The organism is Serratia sp. P2ACOL2 (assembly GCF_003691565.1).
In the GTDB taxonomy this organism is placed as follows: domain Bacteria; phylum Pseudomonadota; class Gammaproteobacteria; order Enterobacterales; family Enterobacteriaceae; genus Serratia; species Serratia liquefaciens.
The window spans coordinates 68147-88642 of record NZ_CP033162.1; the positions used below are offsets into that span (position 1 = coordinate 68147).

The following is a 20496-nucleotide window of genomic DNA, read 5'->3' on the forward strand; positions in this document are numbered from 1 at the left end:
AGAGGGCTTATAATGCCCTCCTCACTGGCCGTTATAATGATCAGCATGAAATACCGTGACTTACGCGATTTCCTCTCGTTGCTGGAAAAGAGAGGGGAACTAAAACGCATCAGCCAGCCGATTGATCCCTATCTGGAAATGACAGAAATTGCCGATCGTACTTTACGTGCGGGCGGCCCTGCACTGCTGTTCGAAAACCCTAAAGGGTACGATATGCCGGTGTTGTGCAATCTGTTCGGTACCGCCAACCGCGTTGCGATGGGCATGGGCCAGGAAGATGTCAGCTCGTTGCGCGAGGTCGGCAAATTGCTGGCGTTCCTGAAAGAGCCAGAGCCGCCGAAGGGCTTTCGCGATCTGTTCGACAAACTGCCGAAGTTCAAACAAGTGTTGAACATGCCGACCAAGGTGTTGGGTTCAGCCCCTTGTCAGGAACAAGTATGGCAGGGCGATGACGTTGATCTCAGCCGTATCCCGGTGATGCACTGCTGGCCGGAAGACGCTGCGCCGCTGATCACCTGGGGGCTGACGGTAACCCGGGGGCCGCAAAAAGAGCGCCAGAATCTGGGCATCTATCGCCAGCAGGTGCTGAGCAAAAATAAAGTGATCATGCGTTGGCTGTCCCACCGTGGCGGCGCGTTGGATTATCAGGAATGGTGTCAGGCGCATCCCGGTGAGCGTTTCCCGGTTGCGGTGGCATTAGGGGCGGATCCCGCCACTATCCTCGGCGCGGTGACGCCGGTACCGGATACCCTGTCTGAATATGCTTTTGCCGGGCTGCTGCGCGGCAACAAAACCGAAGTGGTCAAGTGCCTCTCCTGCGATTTGGAAGTGCCGGCCAGCGCGGAAATCGTGTTGGAAGGCTACATTGAACCGGGTGAAATGGCACCGGAAGGCCCGTATGGCGATCACACCGGTTACTACAACGAGATCGACCACTTCCCGGTATTTACCATCACTCACATCACCCAGCGTCGCGATGCCATTTACCACTCGACCTACACCGGCCGTCCGCCGGATGAGCCTGCGGTGCTGGGCGTGGCGCTGAACGAAGTCTTCGTTCCCATTCTGCAAAAGCAGTTCCCGGAAATTGTCGACTTCTATCTGCCGCCCGAAGGCTGTTCTTATCGTCTGGCGGTGGTGACCATCAAGAAACAGTATGCTGGTCATGCTAAACGCGTAATGATGGGCGTCTGGTCGTTCCTGCGTCAATTTATGTACACCAAGTTTGTTATCGTCTGCGACGATGACGTCAATGCGCGTGACTGGAATGATGTGATTTGGGCGATTACCACCAGAATGGATCCGGCAAGGGATACCGTGATGGTGGAGAATACGCCGATCGATTATCTGGACTTCGCCTCACCGGTTTCCGGTTTGGGTTCGAAGATGGGGCTGGATGCCACCAACAAATGGCCGGGTGAAACCGAGCGCGAATGGGGCCGTCCGATTGAGATGGATGAAAAGGTGCGTGCGCGCATCGATGACATCTGGGATGAGCTCGCAATTTTCAGTGACAGAGAACCGACATTATAATGTACCCAAAATAATTGGAGTTGCATTGCGGCGGCAACGCAGCGCACCCCAAGAGCTTACTTGAGTAAGTGACTGGGGTAAGCGAGAAAAGCCAACAAAGATGCAGCTTCAAATATGAAGGGTATGTCAGGCTCTGTTCTCAGTTTTGCATTGATGACCCGACAGAGGGAACGCATGACAATATTGAGCTGTAAAGTGACCTCCGTAGAGGCCATTACCGATACGGTTTACCGGGTACGTTTGGTGCCAGAGGCGCCGTTTTCTTTCAAGGCAGGGCAGTATCTGATGGTGGTGATGGATGAGCGCGACAAGCGTCCGTTCTCGCTGGCATCGACCCCGACAGAGCAGGATTATATTGAACTGCATATCGGTGCTTCGGAACTGAATCTGTACGCCATGGCAGTGATGGATCGCATTCTGAAAGAGCAGGCGATTACCGTTGATATTCCGCACGGTGACGCTTGGCTGCGTGAAGAGGGCAGCCGTCCACTGGTGTTGATCGCCGGCGGCACCGGCTTCTCATATGCGCGCTCGATTCTGTTGGCCGCACTCGAGCAGCAGCCTGACCGCGATATCTCTATCTATTGGGGCGGGCGCGAGCTCAAGCACCTGTATGATTTGAGCGAGCTGGAAGCGCTGTCAGTGCAGCATCCGAACCTGAAAGTCATTCCGGTGGTTGAACAACCGGAAGAAGAGTGGCGTGGCCGCAGCGGCACGGTGCTCAGTGCGGTATTGCAGGATTTCGGTACGCTGGCGGAGCACGACATTTATATTGCCGGTCGTTTCGAGATGGCGAAAATCGCTCGTGAACGCTTCTGTGCCGAACGTGGCGCGCTGGAAGCGCACATGTTTGGCGACGCCTTCTCGTTTATCTAAGCGGCGAAGCGGGAAAAAATGGGGTGGCCAATGGCTGCCCTTTTTTATTGGCCGTCTGCGGATTTCAGGCATAAAAAAACCCGCCCCTGACAGGCGGGAAGTACGGCAACTAAACTTGTTGGCGTGCTGCGGTTTAAAGTGTGACGCAGTCAGGCCAAATAGACACAGCTAAACGCGTTCAAAGACGGTGGCAATCCCCTGGCCCAGGCCAATACACATGGTCGCCAGACCGAACTGCACATCGCGGCGTTCCATGTTGTTCAGCAGGGTGGTCGAGATGCGGGAACCTGAGCAACCCAGCGGGTGACCCAGCGCAATGGCGCCGCCGTTCAGGTTGATTTTGTCATCGATGCTGTCCAATAGGCCCAGATCCTTGATGCATGGCAATGACTGTGCAGCAAAGGCTTCGTTCAGTTCGAACAGGTCGATGTCCTGCACGGTCAGGCCGGCGCGCTTCAACGCCAGCTTGCTGGCAGGCACCGGGCCGTAGCCCATAATGGACGGATCGCAGCCGACGACCGCCATTGAGCGAATGCGTGCACGGGCTTTCAGACCGAGCGCTTTGGCACGAGATTCACTCATCAGCAGCATGGCGGATGCCCCGTCGGACAAGGCCGAAGAGGTGCCTGCGGTCACAGTGCCGTTGACCGGATCGAATGCCGGGCGCAGTGCCGCAAGGCTTTCAACGGTGGTTTCCGGGCGGATCACTTCGTCGAAGTCATAACGTGTCAGCACACCGTCGGCGTCGTGGCCGGTGGTGGGAATAATTTCATTCTTGAAGTAGCCGGCCAGGGTGGCGGCATGCGCACGTTGGTGTGAACGCGCGGCGAACTCGTCCTGCATCTGACGGCTGATATTGTGTATCTTGGCCAGCATCTCGGCGGTCAGGCCCATCATGCCGGCGGCTTTTGCCACGCTGCGGCTGAGCCCCGGGTGGAAATCCACGCCGTGGTTCATCGGCACGTGGCCCATATGTTCGACGCCGCCAATCAGGCTGACGTGCGCGTCGCCGACCATAATGGCGCGCGCTGCATCGTGCAGCGCCTGCATGGAGGAGCCGCATAACCGGTTGACGGTTACGGCCGGTACGCTGTGCGGGATCTCAGCCAGCAGCGAAGCGTTACGGGCGATGTTAAAGCCCTGCTCCAGCGTCTGTTGCACACAACCCCAGTAAATGTCGTCAATTTCGGCTGCGTCCAACGCCGAATTGCGGCTCAGTACGGCACGCATCAGGTGAGCGGAAAGATCTTCGGCTCGTACCTGGCGGAAGGCTCCGCCCTTGGAGCGGCCCATCGGCGTGCGTACGGCATCAACAATAACTACGTTTTCCATCTTTATGACCTCATGCCGGTTGGCCAGTGGAGACATCGGACAGCGGCGCTGCCACCGGGTAGTAGCTTTCATTACGTTCGGCTTTGGCACGCAGGCCGGCAGGCACCTGATACAGAGCGCCAAGATGCGCGTAACGCTGAGCCATTTCGACGTAATGGGTGGTGCCAAGCGTATCCAGGTAGCGGAATACCCCTCCGTGGAACGGCGGGAAACCGATGCCGTAGACCAGTGCCATATCGGCCTCGGCCGGGCTGGCGATGATGTTTTCTTCCAGACAACGCACCACTTCATTGATCATCGGGATCATCATGCGGGCAATGATTTCTTCGTCACTGACGGTTTGACGTGGCTGGCTGACGGTCGCCAACAGGGCATCGGTTTGCTCATCGTTGTCTTTACGCGGCTTGCCTTTGCTGTCCTGGCTGTAGCGATAGAAGCCCAACTGATTTTTCTGACCGAAACGCTGGTTATCGAACATCACGTCGATAGCGTCACGGTAATCTTTGCCCATACGCTCAGGGAAACCGGAAGCCATCACTGCCTGGGCATGGTGCGCGGTATCAATCCCCACCACGTCGAGCAGATAAGCCGGGCCCATTGGCCAGCCAAACTGTTTTTCCATCACTTTGTCGATCTGGCGGAAATCCGCGCCGTCGCGCAGCAGCAGGCTAAAACCGGCGAAATACGGGAACAGCACGCGGTTGACGAAGAACCCCGGGCAGTCATTCACCACAATCGGCGTTTTACCCATGCGACTGGCGTAGGCCACCACCGCAGCAATAGTGCTGTCGCTGGTCTGCTCGCCGCGGATGATTTCTACCAGCGGCATACGGTGTACCGGGTTAAAGAAATGCATGCCGCAGAAATTCTGCGGACGTTTCAGCGATTTCGCCAGGTGATTAATCGGAATGGTCGACGTATTGGAGGCCAGGACGGTATCCTCGCCAATCAGGCCTTCCACTTCGGACAGCACTGCCGCCTTGATCTTAGGATTCTCGACCACGGCTTCGACGATGACCTGTGCGCGCTCGATACCGGCATAGTCCAGCGTTGGCTGAATGGTCGACAGCACCTGGGCCATCTTCATGCCATCCAACTTGCCGCGCTCCAGCTGCTTGTTCAGCAGCTTGGCGGCTTCATTCATGCCGAGCGTCAGGGATTTGTCGCTGATGTCTTTCATGATCACCGGCACGCCTTTCAGCGCGGACTGGTAGGCGATGCCGCCCCCCATGATACCGGCCCCCAACACAGCAGCTTGCTTCGGTGCTTCAGCATTCAACGCCCGCTTCTTCGCCTGGCTTTTCACAAACTGATCGTTGAGGAAAATGCCGACCAGGGCGCGCGCCTCTTTGGAGCGGGCCAATGGCACAAAGCTGGCGGTTTCCAATTTCAACGCTTCATCGCGACCCAGCTTGGCAGCGGCCTCAATGGTTTTGACCGCGGTCATCGGTGCCGGGTAATGTTTGCCCGCGGTTTGCATCACCATGCCTTTGGCGGTGGTGAAACTCATGGCGGCTTCGATTGGGCTAAGCTTCAATGGCTCGAGCTTTGGCTGACGATAAGCGCGCCAATCCAGTTTGTCGTCGATCGCCTGTTGCAGCATTTTCAGCGCGGCATCGACCAATTTTTCCGGGGCAACCACTGCATCTACCAGGCCAACCTTCAGTGCGTCTTTGGCGCTGACGTCTTTACCGGCGGCGATGATCTCCAATGCGCTGTCGTTACCCAACAGGCGTGGTAGACGTACGGAACCGCCGAAACCGGGCATGATGCCCAGTTTGGTTTCCGGCAGGCCAATGCGTGCATCCGGTGAAGCGACGCGGAAGTCGGTAGCCAAAATGCATTCGCAACCGCCGCCGAGCGCATAGCCGTTAATGGCCGAAATGGTCGGTACCGGCAGATCTTCCAACCGGTTAAAGATGCTATTGGCAAAGACCAGCCATTCCTGCAGTTTTTCTGCTGGAGCCGCAAATAAAGAAAGGAACTCGGTGATATCGGCGCCGACAATAAAGGCGGCTTTCGTGGAACGCAGCAGTAGGCCTTTCAGCTCGGTCTGCTTTTCCAAAACCGTGAGCGCTTCGCCCAGGCTGGCAACGGTGCGGGTATCCAGCTTGTTTACAGAACCTGGGGCATTGAACACCAGCTCGGCGATGCCGTTGTCGAGCCAGTGCAGTTGTAATGTTTCGCCTTGGTAGAGCATGTCTATCTCCTGAATCAGCGTTTGATCTGGTATGACCAGATGATGAGGAGTGTGGTTTTTATGTTAACAATATGCAAATAAGAGATTGCATTTTTGCAGGGCGGATCACATGGCTCTGGGTTAATATTTTGATTTAAAACGAAGTTATATTTTATGCCTTATGGTGATTTGCTGGTGTGGGAAACCCCTCATACACTTGCCGGAGCGAAGCGCTAAACACCCAGAGGTGCGAAATGAGTAAGGCGGTATGTGCAAAACAGAGTGGGTTTTGGAGTCTTCCCGCCAGAACCATGACGCTGGCCTGCTTGCTGGTCTTCATGGCGCAGATGGCGACAACGGTGTATCTGCCTTCGTTGCCGACGGTGATGCAGGAATTGTCGATGACGCGCCGCGCCACCGAGCTATCGATATCAATATTCGTCATTGGCGCCGCGCTACCGGTGCTGTTTTGGGGCGCGGCGGCCGATCGCTTTGGGCGGCGTCTGCCGCTGACGTTGTCGTTGGCGTTGTTTATCAGTTGCAGCGCGCTGCTGGCGTTTTGCAGCAATGGTACCCAATTATTGGTGCTGAGGGCACTGCAGGGCATTGCCGCCGGGGGCGCCGCGATCATCGCACGCATTATTGTTCGCGATAACTGGAGCGGTGACGAGCTGGCACGACGCCTTTCGGTATTGTCGATTGCCTTTATCGCCGCGTTGGGCGGTGGGCAGTTTATCGGTGGGTTGCTGAGTCAATATTCGCACTGGCAAATGGGCTTTGTACTGATGGGGCTGACCGGGCTGGCGATCCTGCTGCTTATGCAGACGCTGCCGTTGGAAGCTGGCAGGGGGGCGGGGCCTCGTCCGCCGATGGCCACGGCCTATTGGCGCATTTTGCGTCGGCCGGGATTTTTCTGGCCGGCATGCGTCGGTGGATTAGGGTTCGCTACTACGGTAACCCTGCAAGAGGTGAGCCCGTTTATTATGCAGCAGGGGTTTGGTCTGAACGTGACGGCCTTTGGGGCGCTAGGATTGGTGATCGGCGTAGCTTACTTTACCGGGGCGATGGCGGTGAATCGGACGGTGGCGCGTTTCGGCGGCAAACGGCTAATGCAGATAGGAGCGAGTATTGTCGCTATGACGACCGTCGCGATCATGCTGCTGTGGTGGAGCGGTGTGCTGGTGGGGCTTTCCGGCATGGCGTTATTCATTGTGCTGTACTGCCTGACGATTTTTGGCCAGGCGGTATTGTTCCCTAACAGTATGGCGATGGCCGTCAGCGATGCCAAAGAGCAGGGTGCCTATGCCATGGCGTTGTGTGGGTTTCTGCAGCAGTGCCTGGCGGGTATCGCTGCGGCCGGTGCCGTTTTGCTTGAGCATCACGGTCTGTGGGCCGCCGCGATCGCCTCGTCAGGTTTTATCGCCTGGTTAATTGTTAAGCTGCGGATGTAACGACATTTACAGTGATTTGCGAAGCGCCCCGCATGCCAGAGGCGATGAGGTTGGTACGCAGGAACGGTGTGCTAAGATGAGGCATTCCGTTCTAATGGTATGTAAAAGGGTATTGTGATGGAAACACTGGCTTCTTTGTATAACGACCACCTGGCAGAACTGCAAAAACGCGCGCGTGAAGTGTTAACGCGCAACAAACTGGACGCGTTGCTGATTCACTCAGGGGAACTGCAGCGGATATTCCAGGACGACCGCAGTTATCCGTTCAAAGTGAATGCGCATTTTAAAGCCTGGGTGCCGGTGACTTCGGTTCCAAACTGCTGGCTGTGGGTGGACGGCGTTAACAAACCGAAGCTGTGGTTCTATTCGCCGGTCGATTACTGGCATAGCGTTGAGCCGCTGCCGGACAGTTTCTGGACCAAATCTGTTGAACTGATACCGCTGGCCAATGCTGACGATATCGCTCAGCAGCTGCCAGCCCAGCGTGAGCGCGTGGGCTATATCGGTTATGCGCAACAGCGCGCTCGCGATCTCGGTATTTCGGCAGAAAACGTTAACCCTAAAGCGGTGCTGAACTACTTCGACTTCCATCGCTCAATCAAAACCGGCTACGAGCTGGCCTGCATGCGTGAAGCGCAGAAGACGGCGGTTATGGGGCATCGTGCTGCCCACGAAGCTTTCCTGTCAGGCATGAGTGAGTTTGATATCAACCTGGCTTATCTCACGGCGACAGGCCATCGCGATACCGATGTGCCTTACGACAATATCGTTGCGCTGAATGAGCATGCGTCGGTACTGCATTACACCACGCTGGACCACCAACCGCCGGCTGAAATGCTGAGCTTTTTGATCGATGCTGGTGCGGAATATAACGGCTATGCGGCCGATCTGACTCGTACTTATGCTGGCCAGAGCGGCAGCGATTTCGCCCAGTTGGTTAAAGATCTTAATAACGAGCAGTTGGCGCTGATGGAAACCATCAAAGCCGGTGTGCGTTACACCGATTACCATGTACAGATGCACCAGCGCATCGCCAAATTGCTTAAAAGCCACAAACTGGTGAGCGGCATCAGCGAAGAAGCCATGGTGGAACAAGGGCTTACCACGCCATTCCTGCCGCACGGTTTGGGCCACCCTCTGGGCCTGCAGGTACACGACTCAGCCGGTTTTATGCAGGATGAACAAGGTACTCACCTGGCGGCGCCATCTAAGTACCCATACCTGCGCTGCACCCGCGTATTGCAACCTGGCATGGTGTTGACCATCGAACCTGGCCTCTACTTTATTGAATCCCTGCTGGCACCGTGGCGCAGCGGCGAATTCAGCCAACACTTTGCCTGGGATCGTATCGATGCGCTGAAACCTTATGGTGGTATCCGTATTGAAGACAATATCGTGATCCATGAAAAGCGCATTGAGAACATGACGCGCGATCTGAACCTGGCCTGATGCAGCCTTATCCGATCCCCGCAGGCCCCATTAGCGTCAGCGAGGAAATCAAGAAGAGCCGTTTTATCACCCTGCTGGCGCTGACCAGCGGGGTTGATGCGGCCAAGGCGTTTATCCAGCAGGTACGTGATGAGCACCCGGCAGCGCGGCACCATTGCTGGGCATTTGTCGCCGGGCCGCCGACCGATTCTCAGCAATTAGGCTTCTCAGATGACGGGGAGCCCTCCGGCACGGCGGGTAAACCTATCCTTGCGCAGCTTATGGGCAGCGGCATAGGCGAAATCACCGCCGTAGTGGTACGTTACTACGGCGGTATCAAGTTGGGCACCGGCGGTTTGGTAAGAGCCTACGGTAGCGGGGTGCAGCAGGCATTAAAACAGTTGGCCGTGAGCTACAAGATCCCGCAGGCCGAATATACTTTGCAATGCGACTATGCTCAGTTGGCACTGGTAGAGAATCTGTTGCAGCAAACAGAAGGGCGGATTGTACAGGGGGAATATGGTGCCTCCGTCGTGCTGCATCTGGCTTTACCGGTCACCGGCGTTGAGGCGTTCGGGAATAAATTACGTGATCTCAGTCGCGGTAATTTGCAATTAACCCCCATTTCGCAATAATTCCCCCCAACTGAATTGCTAAGGATCGTGCTGAAATGCATTTTCGCGCTATTACCCGTATCGTGGGTTTGTTGGTCATCCTGTTCTCCGGGACGATGTTTATTCCTGGTCTGGTGGCATTGATATACCGCGATGGGGCAGGGCGGGCTTTCAGCCAGACCTTCTTTGTGGCGGTGACCATTGGCCTGATGCTGTGGTGGCCTAACCGTAAACAAAAGCACGAGTTGAAACCGCGGGAAGGCTTTTTGATCGTGGTGCTGTTCTGGACGGTGCTGGGCAGCGTCGGGGCATTGCCGTTTTTATTTTCGGAGCGGCCTAACCTGTCGCTGACCGATGCCTTCTTCGAGTCGTTTTCCGGTTTGACCACCACGGGGGCGACAACTTTGGTGGGGTTGGACTCGTTACCCAAAGCCATCTTGTTCTATCGGCAGATGCTGCAATGGATGGGCGGGATGGGGATCATCGTGTTGGCCGTAGCGATACTGCCGATCCTCGGTGTCGGGGGGATGCAGTTGTACCGGGCAGAAATGCCGGGCCCGCTGAAAGATAACAAAATGCGCCCGCGCATTGCCGAAACGGCTAAAACCCTGTGGCTGATTTATGTTCTGCTGACCATTGCCTGCGCGTTGGCGCTCTGGGGGGCCGGCATGTCGATGTTCGACGCCATAGGCCACAGCTTCTCGACCATCGCCATTGGCGGCTTCTCTACCCACGATGCCAGCATCGGTTACTACGCCAGTCCCACCATCAACACCATTATTGCTATTTTCCTGCTGATTTCCGGTTGTAACTACGGCCTGCACTTTGCCTTGTTGAGCGGGCGAAGCCTGAAAGTGTACTGGCGTGATCCTGAGTTTCGCATGTTTATCGCCGTCCAGTTGACGCTGGTGGTGGTCTGCACTGGCGTACTCTGGGGGCATGGTGTTTACAAAACCGGTATGGAAACGCTCAATCAGGCATTCTTCCAGGTGGTGTCGATGGCGACGACGGCGGGCTTTACTACCGACAGCATTTCCAAATGGCCGTTATTCTTGCCGATGTTGCTGCTTTGCTCTGCCTTTATCGGTGGCTGTGCCGGCTCGACGGGGGGCGGTCTGAAAGTGATCCGTATTCTGTTGCTCTATTTGCAGGGCTCGCGTGAGCTAAAAAGGCTGGTGCACCCTAACGCGGTTTACACGATAAAATTGGGTAACCGTGCACTGCCGGAACGGATCCTGGAGGCGGTATGGGGATTCTTCTCGGCTTATGCGTTGGTCTTTATCGTCAGCATGCTGGCCATTATCGCAACCGGTGTGGATGATTTCTCTGCCTTCGCTGCTGTGACGGCGACGCTGAACAACCTGGGGCCGGGGTTGGGGGTGGTGGCGGATAACTTTACTACCATGCCTGCACCGGCAAAGTGGATCCTGGTTCTGACGATGCTGTTTGGTCGCCTTGAGGTCTTTACACTGCTGGTTCTGTTTACGCCGACGTTCTGGCGCGAATGACCTTGATAAAAGGAGTAACGCCGTGAAGGCACTGATTCTTTATTCTAGCCGTGATGGGCAAACACGTTCTATCGCCTCTTATATAGCAAACAAACTGCAGGATACGCTGCGCTGCGATGTGATCGATTTGCTGCAGGCGGATAATATTGACCTCACGCAGTATCAGCAGGTATTGATTGGCGCATCGGTGCGTTATGGTCATTTCCATCCGACATTGGGAAAGTTCGTCAAACGCCATGCTGAACAATTGAACCGGATGCCGAGCGCATTCTTTAGCGTCAACCTGACCGCCCGTAAAGCGGACAAACGTTCCCCGCAGACCAATGCTTATACCCGCAAGTTCCTGCTTGCGTCGCCTTGGCAGCCAAAACAGTGCGCCGTGTTTGCCGGCGCACTGCGTTATCCACGTTATCGCTGGCTCGATCGCGTAATGATTCAACTTATTATGCGTATGACCGGGGGTGAAACAGACAGCAGTAAAGAAGTGGAATACACCGATTGGCAGCAAGTGGAACGTTTTGCCCAGGAGTTTGGCCATATTCAGTATGAAAAGTGACGAAAACGCTGGCTTGTGCAGCGTTTTGTCGAAAAATACCGCGCTTGAAAAGTTTTTTGCATTTAGGGGTTGCGGCCTTCTGAGAACTCCCTATAATGCGCCTCCACTGACCGGGAACAACGACTCCTCTAACGAGAACCAGTCGCCCAGCCAGAAAGATTCAAGCCGGTGAAAACACCGTTTCTTAATAAGAAAAAAGCTTGACTCTTCAGGTGAAAAGCGTAATATACGCCACCTCGAGTTAGCAACCTAACTCACTGCTCTTTAACAATTTATCAGACAATCTGTGTGGGCACTCCACAAGACGATATCCAGAACCTTCGGGTTCAAAAAAATATCAAGTCTTGAAGAGTGACCAAGCAATAATTCATTTAGTTGACGTGTTTAACTGATGAATATTACGAAAGTTAATTTTCGAGCATCGCTTCACGAGTTGAAGCAAATCAAGCTTTTAATTGAAGAGTTTGATCATGGCTCAGATTGAACGCTGGCGGCAGGCCTAACACATGCAAGTCGAGCGGTAGCACAGGGAGCTTGCTCCTGGGTGACGAGCGGCGGACGGGTGAGTAATGTCTGGGAAACTGCCTGATGGAGGGGGATAACTACTGGAAACGGTAGCTAATACCGCATAACGTCTACGGACCAAAGTGGGGGACCTTCGGGCCTCATGCCATCAGATGTGCCCAGATGGGATTAGCTAGTAGGTGGGGTAATGGCTCACCTAGGCGACGATCCCTAGCTGGTCTGAGAGGATGACCAGCCACACTGGAACTGAGACACGGTCCAGACTCCTACGGGAGGCAGCAGTGGGGAATATTGCACAATGGGCGCAAGCCTGATGCAGCCATGCCGCGTGTGTGAAGAAGGCCTTCGGGTTGTAAAGCACTTTCAGCGAGGAGGAAGGGTTCAGTGTTAATAGCACTGTTCATTGACGTTACTCGCAGAAGAAGCACCGGCTAACTCCGTGCCAGCAGCCGCGGTAATACGGAGGGTGCAAGCGTTAATCGGAATTACTGGGCGTAAAGCGCACGCAGGCGGTTTGTTAAGTCAGATGTGAAATCCCCGCGCTTAACGTGGGAACTGCATTTGAAACTGGCAAGCTAGAGTCTTGTAGAGGGGGGTAGAATTCCAGGTGTAGCGGTGAAATGCGTAGAGATCTGGAGGAATACCGGTGGCGAAGGCGGCCCCCTGGACAAAGACTGACGCTCAGGTGCGAAAGCGTGGGGAGCAAACAGGATTAGATACCCTGGTAGTCCACGCTGTAAACGATGTCGACTTGGAGGTTGTGCCCTTGAGGCGTGGCTTCCGGAGCTAACGCGTTAAGTCGACCGCCTGGGGAGTACGGCCGCAAGGTTAAAACTCAAATGAATTGACGGGGGCCCGCACAAGCGGTGGAGCATGTGGTTTAATTCGATGCAACGCGAAGAACCTTACCTACTCTTGACATCCAGAGAATTCGCTAGAGATAGCTTAGTGCCTTCGGGAACTCTGAGACAGGTGCTGCATGGCTGTCGTCAGCTCGTGTTGTGAAATGTTGGGTTAAGTCCCGCAACGAGCGCAACCCTTATCCTTTGTTGCCAGCACGTAATGGTGGGAACTCAAAGGAGACTGCCGGTGATAAACCGGAGGAAGGTGGGGATGACGTCAAGTCATCATGGCCCTTACGAGTAGGGCTACACACGTGCTACAATGGCGTATACAAAGAGAAGCGAACTCGCGAGAGCAAGCGGACCTCATAAAGTACGTCGTAGTCCGGATCGGAGTCTGCAACTCGACTCCGTGAAGTCGGAATCGCTAGTAATCGTAGATCAGAATGCTACGGTGAATACGTTCCCGGGCCTTGTACACACCGCCCGTCACACCATGGGAGTGGGTTGCAAAAGAAGTAGGTAGCTTAACCTTCGGGAGGGCGCTTACCACTTTGTGATTCATGACTGGGGTGAAGTCGTAACAAGGTAACCGTAGGGGAACCTGCGGTTGGATCACCTCCTTACCTAATGATATTGATTCGCGTGAAGTGCTCACACAGATTGTCTGATAGAAACGTAATGAGCAAAAGCGCTACCTGTTGATGTAATGAGTCACTGACTCATGCTGATACGAACCGATTAAGACAGTCAGTTTAATCGGATTTTCGTGTCCCCATCGTCTAGAGGCCTAGGACACTGCCCTTTCACGGCTGTAACAGGGGTTCGAATCCCCTTGGGGACGCCATCCGATAATGAGTGAAAGACATTATCACCGGTTCTTGAAACCGAAAACATCTTAAAGATGACTCTTGCGAGTCGTGTTTAAGATATTGCTCTTTAACAATCTGGAACAAGCTGAAAATTGAAACATGACAGCTGAAACTTATCCCTCCGTAGAAGTATTGGGATAAGGATTAACCTGTCATAGAGTCTCTCAAATGTAGCAGCACGAAAGTGGAAACACCTTCGGGTTGTGAGGTTAAGTGACTAAGCGTACACGGTGGATGCCTAGGCAGTCAGAGGCGATGAAGGGCGTGCTAATCTGCGATAAGCGTCGGTAAGGTGATATGAACCGTAATAACCGGCGATACCCGAATGGGGAAACCCAGTGCAATTCGTTGCACTATCATACGATGAATACATAGTCGTATGAGGCGAACCGGGGGAACTGAAACATCTAAGTACCCCGAGGAAAAGAAATCAACCGAGATTCCCCCAGTAGCGGCGAGCGAACGGGGAGGAGCCCAGAACCTGAATCAGTTCTTGTGTTAGTGGAAGCGTCTGGAAAGTCGCACAGTAAAGGGTGATAGTCCCGTACACTAAAATGCATTAATTGTGAGTTCGATGAGTAGGGCGGGACACGTGACATCCTGTCTGAATATGGGGGGACCATCCTCCAAGGCTAAATACTCCTGACTGACCGATAGTGAACCAGTACCGTGAGGGAAAGGCGAAAAGAACCCCGGCGAGGGGAGTGAAATAGAACCTGAAACCGTGTACGTACAAGCAGTGGGAGCACCTTCGTGGTGTGACTGCGTACCTTTTGTATAATGGGTCAGCGACTTATATTTTGTAGCAAGGTTAACCGCATAGGGGAGCCGTAGGGAAACCGAGTCTTAACTGGGCGAATAGTTGCAAGGTATAGACCCGAAACCCGGTGATCTAGCCATGGGCAGGTTGAAGGTTGGGTAACACTAACTGGAGGACCGAACCGACTAATGTTGAAAAATTAGCGGATGACTTGTGGCTGGGGGTGAAAGGCCAATCAAACCGGGAGATAGCTGGTTCTCCCCGAAAGCTATTTAGGTAGCGCCTCGTGAACTCATCTTCGGGGGTAGAGCACTGTTTCGGCTAGGGGGCCATCCCGGCTTACCAAACCGATGCAAACTCCGAATACCGAAGAATGTTATCACGGGAGACACACGGCGGGTGCTAACGTCCGTCGTGAAGAGGGAAACAACCCAGACCGCCAGCTAAGGTCCCAAAGTCATGGTTAAGTGGGAAACGATGTGGGAAGGCATAGACAGCCAGGATGTTGGCTTAGAAGCAGCCATCATTTAAAGAAAGCGTAATAGCTCACTGGTCGAGTCGGCCTGCGCGGAAGATGTAACGGGGCTAAACCATGCACCGAAGCTGCGGCAGCGACGCTTAGGCGTTGTTGGGTAGGGGAGCGTTCTGTAAGCCGTTGAAGGTGACCTGTGAGGGTTGCTGGAGGTATCAGAAGTGCGAATGCTGACATAAGTAACGATAAAGCGGGTGAAAAGCCCGCTCGCCGGAAGACCAAGGGTTCCTGTCCAACGTTAATCGGGGCAGGGTGAGTCGACCCCTAAGGCGAGGCCGAAAGGCGTAGTCGATGGGAAACAGGTTAATATTCCTGTACTCGGTGTTACTGCGAAGGGGGGACGGAGAAGGCTAGGCTAGCCGGGCGACGGTTGTCCCGGTTTAAGCGTGTAGGGGGAGTGACCTGGTAAATCCGGTTACTTATCAACCCTGAGGCGTGATGACGATGCACTACGGTGCAGAAGTAGTTGATGCCAAGCTTCCAGGAAAAGCCTCTAAGCATCAGGTAACACAGAATCGTACCCCAAACCGACACAGGTGGTCAGGTAGAGAATACCAAGGCGCTTGAGAGAACTCGGGTGAAGGAACTAGGCAAAATGGTGCCGTAACTTCGGGAGAAGGCACGCTGGCGCGTAGGTGAAGAGACTTGCTCTCGGAGCTGAAGCCAGTCGCAGATACCAGCTGGCTGCAACTGTTTAATAAAAACACAGCACTGTGCAAACACGAAAGTGGACGTATACGGTGTGACGCCTGCCCGGTGCTGGAAGGTTAATTGATGGGGTCAGCCGCAAGGCGAAGCTCTTGATCGAAGCCCCAGTAAACGGCGGCCGTAACTATAACGGTCCTAAGGTAGCGAAATTCCTTGTCGGGTAAGTTCCGACCTGCACGAATGGCGTAATGATGGCCAGGCTGTCTCCACCCGAGACTCAGTGAAATTGAACTCGCTGTGAAGATGCAGTGTACCCGCGGCAAGACGGAAAGACCCCGTGAACCTTTACTATAGCTTGACACTGAACATTGAGCCTTGATGTGTAGGATAGGTGGGAGGCTTTGAAGCGTGGACGCCAGTCTGCGTGGAGCCAACCTTGAAATACCACCCTTTAATGTTTGATGTTCTAACTCGGCCCCATAATCTGGGGTGAGGACAGTGTCTGGTGGGTAGTTTGACTGGGGCGGTCTCCTCCCAAAGAGTAACGGAGGAGCACGAAGGTTAGCTAATCACGGTCGGACATCGTGAGGTTAGTGCAAAGGCATAAGCTAGCTTGACTGCGAGAGTGACGGCTCGAGCAGGTACGAAAGTAGGTCTTAGTGATCCGGTGGTTCTGAATGGAAGGGCCATCGCTCAACGGATAAAAGGTACTCCGGGGATAACAGGCTGATACCGCCCAAGAGTTCATATCGACGGCGGTGTTTGGCACCTCGATGTCGGCTCATCACATCCTGGGGCTGAAGTAGGTCCCAAGGGTATGGCTGTTCGCCATTTAAAGTGGTACGCGAGCTGGGTTTAGAACGTCGTGAGACAGTTCGGTCCCTATCTGCCGTGGGCGTTGGAAGATTGAGAGGGGTTGCTCCTAGTACGAGAGGACCGGAGTGAACGCACCACTGGTGTTCGGGTTGTCATGCCAATGGCACTGCCCGGTAGCTAAGTGCGGAAAAGATAAGCGCTGAAAGCATCTAAGCGCGAAACTTGCCTCGAGATGAGTCTTCCCTGGGCCTTTAAGGTCCCTGAAGGAACGTTTAAGACTAAGACGTTGATAGGCTGGGTGTGTAAGTGCAGCGATGCATTGAGCTAACCAGTACTAATGATCCGTGAGGCTTAACCTTACAACACCAAAGGTGTTTTAGAGAGATTGTAGAGATTTTCAGCGAGTTCCGAGATTGGTTTCAATGGCTGCGAGAGTAGCGGTTGGAATGAAACAGAATTTGCCTGGCGGCAATAGCGCGGTGGTCCCACCTGACCCCATGCCGAACTCAGAAGTGAAACGCCGTAGCGCCGATGGTAGTGTGGGGTCTCCCCATGCGAGAGTAGGACACTGCCAGGCATCAATTAAGCCAAGAGGCCATCCGCAAGGATGGCCTTTTTGCTATGCGCGAAAGAAAAAGGCGCAGCCAGGCTGGGCCTTGTTAGCCGATAATCTGCACTTTCCTACGAATAAATTCCTGCCAGTTATATTCGCGATTATAAATATGGTTAATGTTTAAAAAACATAACTGTTTTCAGATGAATGTAAATCAGCCCTAATTGGATTGGTTTGGCTCTCAACAATAAGCGCTCCCACCAAGAAAAACTTTTATTAATCACCTTAACCATTATTTCTAATGTATTACCTAATTAATTTATATAGAAATTACCTTATAAAACAATTAGAAATATTTCATCTATGGATGATCTCCAGATAAAAGCAATATCAATGAAAACAAATATTAGTCTGACGTACCGAATCGAGTAGACTAGGTGGAGGTTCATTTCCGTATAGGTATTTATCGTTATGTCTACTGAAGGCGCGTCATTAAAAAACCACAATACCTTTGCGCTCCCGGTCAACGCAGCGCATCTGGTCATTGCCAACACTATCGAATTAATGATCAAGGTTTGGCAGAAAACGCAGAAGCGCCAAGAGCCGCTGCTGGTACTCGGTGAAGGAAGTAACGTCCTGTTTCTTGAAGACTTTGCCGGTACGGTCATGATCAATCAATTGAAAGGCATTGATATCAGAGAAGAAAAGGATGCCTGGTTCCTCCACGTCAGCTCAGGTGAAAATTGGCATGGCCTGGTTTGTCGGACCCTGGATATCAGCATTCCTGGCCTGGAAAATTTGGCGCTGATCCCTGGCCTGGTCGGCTCTGCCCCCATTCAGAATATCGGCGCCTATGGCATCGAGCTCAAAAGCGTATGTGACTATGTTGATCTATTGGATCTGAGTACGGGAGCCATCGATCGCATTTCAGCGTCAGATTGTGGGTTTGGCTATCGTGAAAGCATTTTCAAACATCATTTTCAGAAGGGGCACATCATTGTTGGCGTAGGCTTGCGCCTGAACAAACAATGGAACCCGATGCTTAATTATGGCGAGCTGGCAAAACTGGATCCGGAAACGGTGACCCCACGTCAGGTCTTTGATTCAGTGTGCGCCATGCGTCGTAGTAAGCTGCCGGATCCTAAGGTGATGGGTAATGCCGGTAGTTTCTTCAAAAATCCGTTGGTCAGTAGTGAAAAGGCCGCTGCGCTGATGCTCGAATATCCTGGTATGCCGCATTACCCACAGCAGGATGGTCAGGTGAAGCTGGCAGCTGGCTGGTTGATCGATCAGTGTGAGCTGAAAGGTTATCGTATTGGCGGTGCGGCGGTACATAGTCAACAGGCGCTTGTTCTGGTTAATGTGGATAATGCCACCAGTCAGGACGTGGTCACCTTGGCACGCCATGTGCGTAATACCGTAGCGAAAAAGTTTGATGTCTGGTTAGAGCCAGAAGTACGCTTTATCGGTAAGGATGGCGAGTTGAATGCCATAGAGGTTCTGTCATGAAGGATACCAAAGTTCCCCTCAAGCTGATTGCAATACTGGCCGATGGTGGTTTCCATTCAGGCGAGCACCTTGGTGAATTACTGGGGATGAGCCGCGCAGCCATTAACAAGCATATACAGACCATCCGTGAGTGGGGCCTGGACGTGTTTACCGTACCCGGAAAAGGCTACAGTCTGCCTGCTCCAATCCAATTGCTGGATGCCGAACGTATTCTCAGCCAATTGGCAGATAAGCGTGTCACCGTGCTGCCAGTCGTGGATTCTACCAACCAATACCTATTGGAGCGTATTGCTGAGCTGCAGTCGGGTGATGCCTGTGTCGCTGAGTATCAGCAAGCCGGACGTGGTCGACGTGGACGCCAATGGATATCTCCATTTGGCGCCAATCTCTATCTTTCAATGTTTTGGCGCCTCGAGCAGGGGCCTGCCGCCGCAATGGGTCTGAGCCTGGTGATTGGTATAGTGATGGCCGAAGTGTTGCAAGGCCTCGGCGCACAGGATGTCAGAGTCAAATGGCCGAATGATTTATATCTTAACGATCGTAAGTTGGCTGGGATCTTGGTCGAATTGACAGGGAAAACCGGTGATGCGGCACAGCTGGTCATCGGTGCAGGTATCAATTTGGCGATGCGTGAAACTAATGCCAATGCCATTAATCAAGGCTGGATAAACCTGCAGGAAGCGGGGATTAATATCGATCGCAATGAGCTGGCCGCGACTTTGCTTAATGAGCTACGCCAATCGCTGCGTCAGTTTGAGATTGAGGGTTTGACTCCCTTTATTTCACGGTGGCATACGTTGGATAACTTTATTGACCGGCCTGTTAAGCTATTAATCGGTGAGCAGCAAATATTCGGCACTGCTCGCGGTATCGATCAGCAAGGGGCATTATTGCTTGAGCAAAATGGTGTTATTAAGCCATTCATTGGCGGGGAAATATCGCTACGTAGTGCAGAGTAAATTATTATTAATAAGGGGCTCTAAGGCCCCTTGTCGCTAATGAAATTACTTTCTCAAACGAACGCTCTCGACTGCATGATTAGCGCTTTTGGTCATAATCAGGCTCGCACGTTCGCGTGTTGGAAGGATATTTTCCTGTAAATTCAATCCATTAATTTCATTCCACAGCTGAGTGGCTATATTAACAGCCTCAGGTTCTGGCAGCTTGGAATAGTTATGGAAATAAGAATCAGGATTAGAAAACGCTCCCTGACGGAATTTAAGGAACCGGTTAATGTACCAGGACTGTAAAAGTTCTTCCGGTGCGTCGACATATATAGAGAAATCAACAAAGTCAGAAACAAATACGCGATGCGGATCATGAGGATAGTCCATACCGCTTTGTAAAACGTTGAGCCCTTCCAAAATAAGAATATCCGGCTGCTCGATGACTTTATTTCCTTCAGGAACAACATCATAAATCAAGTGGGAATATACCGGAGCAGTGACGCGTTTGGCGCCGGATTTCACTTCAGAAACGAACTTGACCAGGCTGTGCATATCGTAAGACTGCGGGAAACCTTTTTTCTTCATCAGCCCGCGTTCGTTCAACACTTTATTGGGATGCAGGAAACCATCAGTGGTTATCAGCTCAACGCTACGGTGTTCCGGCCAACTGCTAAGCAATGCCTGTAATAAACGTGCGGTGGTACTTTTGCCTACGGCAACGCTGCCGGCGATGCCGATAACGTAGGGGATTTTTTGTCCATCGGTTCCGAGAAATTGCTCGAGTACGGCCTGACGGCGCAGGTTGGAACTGATATAGAAGTTCAGCAACCGCGACAGCGGCAGATAAATCTGAGCCACCTCTTCCAAAGAGAGATCTTCGTTAATCCCTTTCAGTTTAACAATCTCTTCTTCTGACAGTGTCAGCGGCACCGAATCTCGCAACGCAGCCCACTGGGTACGATCGAACTGAAGATAGGGCGTCGCTAAAGATTGATCTCTTTTTATCATAAGCCAA

At 53.2% G+C, this 20496-nt stretch carries 12 protein-coding genes, 1 tRNA gene and 3 rRNA genes; 13 read left to right on the forward strand and 3 right to left on the reverse strand.

What is annotated here, in order from left to right; genetic code table 11:
* Positions 1-12: 12 nt before the first annotated feature.
* Both ubiD and fre read left to right on the forward strand, forming a co-directional pair.
* On the forward strand, positions 13-1533 hold the full coding sequence (gene ubiD / locus EBA31_RS00345; protein ID WP_020824849.1) for a 4-hydroxy-3-polyprenylbenzoate decarboxylase: 1521 nt from the start codon (positions 13-15) through the stop codon (positions 1531-1533).
* Positions 1534-1707: 174 nt separating this feature from the next.
* On the forward strand, positions 1708-2409 hold the full coding sequence (fre, locus tag EBA31_RS00350; RefSeq protein ID WP_020824850.1) for an NAD(P)H-flavin reductase: 702 nt from the start codon (positions 1708-1710) through the stop codon (positions 2407-2409).
* A 168-nt stretch (positions 2410-2577) separates the two neighbouring features.
* Here the strand turns inward: fre and fadA are convergent, their stop codons facing one another.
* Positions 2578-3741 carry an acetyl-CoA C-acyltransferase FadA gene (gene fadA, locus EBA31_RS00355; protein WP_020824851.1) on the reverse strand — a complete coding sequence of 388 codons (1164 nt, stop codon included), beginning with the start codon at positions 3739-3741 and terminating at the stop codon, positions 2578-2580.
* Between the two features lie 10 nt (positions 3742-3751).
* Positions 3752-5941, reverse strand: a complete 2190-nt coding sequence (fadB, locus tag EBA31_RS00360) for a fatty acid oxidation complex subunit alpha FadB (RefSeq protein WP_122076595.1) — start codon at positions 5939-5941, stop codon at positions 3752-3754.
* Positions 5942-6174: 233 nt separating this feature from the next.
* Here fadB and EBA31_RS00365 point away from each other — a divergent pair, with 233 nt between their 5' ends.
* From EBA31_RS00365 to birA, 11 genes are all read left to right on the forward strand, one after another.
* On the forward strand, positions 6175-7371 hold the full coding sequence (locus tag EBA31_RS00365; RefSeq protein ID WP_122076598.1) for an MFS transporter: 1197 nt from the start codon (positions 6175-6177) through the stop codon (positions 7369-7371).
* Positions 7372-7488: 117 nt separating this feature from the next.
* Complete coding sequence (gene pepQ / locus EBA31_RS00370; protein WP_020824854.1) at positions 7489-8820, forward strand: Xaa-Pro dipeptidase; 1332 nt, start codon at positions 7489-7491, stop codon at positions 8818-8820.
* Entirely contained in the window at positions 8820-9434 is a 615-nt protein-coding gene (locus EBA31_RS00375) for an IMPACT family protein (RefSeq protein WP_122076601.1), read from the forward strand. Before pepQ ends, EBA31_RS00375 begins: the two co-directional genes overlap by 1 nt.
* A gap of 35 nt (positions 9435-9469) precedes the next feature.
* A complete protein-coding gene (gene trkH / locus EBA31_RS00380; protein WP_020824856.1) occupies positions 9470-10921 on the forward strand; it encodes a Trk system potassium transporter TrkH in 1452 nt (483 codons plus the stop codon).
* A 22-nt stretch (positions 10922-10943) separates the two neighbouring features.
* Entirely contained in the window at positions 10944-11477 is a 534-nt protein-coding gene (gene hemG, locus EBA31_RS00385; protein WP_020824857.1) for a menaquinone-dependent protoporphyrinogen IX dehydrogenase, read from the forward strand.
* A 452-nt stretch (positions 11478-11929) separates the two neighbouring features.
* A 16S ribosomal RNA gene (locus tag EBA31_RS00390) occupies positions 11930-13470 on the forward strand.
* 145 nt (positions 13471-13615) lie between these two features.
* Positions 13616-13691, forward strand: a tRNA-Glu gene (locus EBA31_RS00395).
* Positions 13692-13923: 232 nt separating this feature from the next.
* Positions 13924-16831 (forward strand): 23S ribosomal RNA (locus EBA31_RS00400).
* A gap of 102 nt (positions 16832-16933) precedes the next feature.
* A 5S ribosomal RNA gene (rrf, locus tag EBA31_RS00405) occupies positions 16934-17049 on the forward strand.
* The 16S, 23S and 5S rRNA genes sit together here with 1 tRNA gene alongside, the layout of an rRNA operon.
* Before the next feature lie 447 nt (positions 17050-17496).
* Positions 17497-18534: a UDP-N-acetylmuramate dehydrogenase gene (murB, locus tag EBA31_RS00410; protein WP_122076604.1), complete on the forward strand. Its 1038-nt coding sequence runs from the start codon at positions 17497-17499 to the stop codon at positions 18532-18534.
* Positions 18531-19493, forward strand: a complete 963-nt coding sequence (gene birA, locus EBA31_RS00415) for a bifunctional biotin--[acetyl-CoA-carboxylase] ligase/biotin operon repressor BirA (RefSeq protein ID WP_122076607.1) — start codon at positions 18531-18533, stop codon at positions 19491-19493. Before murB ends, birA begins: the two co-directional genes overlap by 4 nt.
* Before the next feature lie 45 nt (positions 19494-19538).
* Here the strand turns inward: birA and coaA are convergent, their stop codons facing one another.
* Positions 19539-20489 carry a type I pantothenate kinase gene (gene coaA / locus EBA31_RS00420; RefSeq protein ID WP_020828749.1) on the reverse strand — a complete coding sequence of 317 codons (951 nt, stop codon included), beginning with the start codon at positions 20487-20489 and terminating at the stop codon, positions 19539-19541.
* Positions 20490-20496: the final 7 nt, after the last annotated feature.

Coding starts and splice junctions, on each gene's coding strand:
- ubiD (WP_020824849.1), top strand. CDS start 13: ATGCCCTCCTCACTGGCCGTTATAATGATCAGCATGAAATACCGTGAC.
- fre (WP_020824850.1), top strand. CDS start 1,708: ATGACAATATTGAGCTGTAAAGTGACCTCCGTAGAGGCCATTACCGAT.
- fadA (WP_020824851.1), bottom strand. CDS start 3,741: ATGGAAAACGTAGTTATTGTTGATGCCGTACGCACGCCGATGGGCCGC.
- fadB (WP_122076595.1), bottom strand. CDS start 5,941: ATGCTCTACCAAGGCGAAACATTACAACTGCACTGGCTCGACAACGGC.
- EBA31_RS00365 (WP_122076598.1), top strand. CDS start 6,175: ATGAGTAAGGCGGTATGTGCAAAACAGAGTGGGTTTTGGAGTCTTCCC.
- pepQ (WP_020824854.1), top strand. CDS start 7,489: ATGGAAACACTGGCTTCTTTGTATAACGACCACCTGGCAGAACTGCAA.
- EBA31_RS00375 (WP_122076601.1), top strand. CDS start 8,820: ATGCAGCCTTATCCGATCCCCGCAGGCCCCATTAGCGTCAGCGAGGAA.
- trkH (WP_020824856.1), top strand. CDS start 9,470: ATGCATTTTCGCGCTATTACCCGTATCGTGGGTTTGTTGGTCATCCTG.
- murB (WP_122076604.1), top strand. CDS start 17,497: ATGTCTACTGAAGGCGCGTCATTAAAAAACCACAATACCTTTGCGCTC.
- birA (WP_122076607.1), top strand. CDS start 18,531: ATGAAGGATACCAAAGTTCCCCTCAAGCTGATTGCAATACTGGCCGAT.
- coaA (WP_020828749.1), bottom strand. CDS start 20,489: ATGATAAAAAGAGATCAATCTTTAGCGACGCCCTATCTTCAGTTCGAT.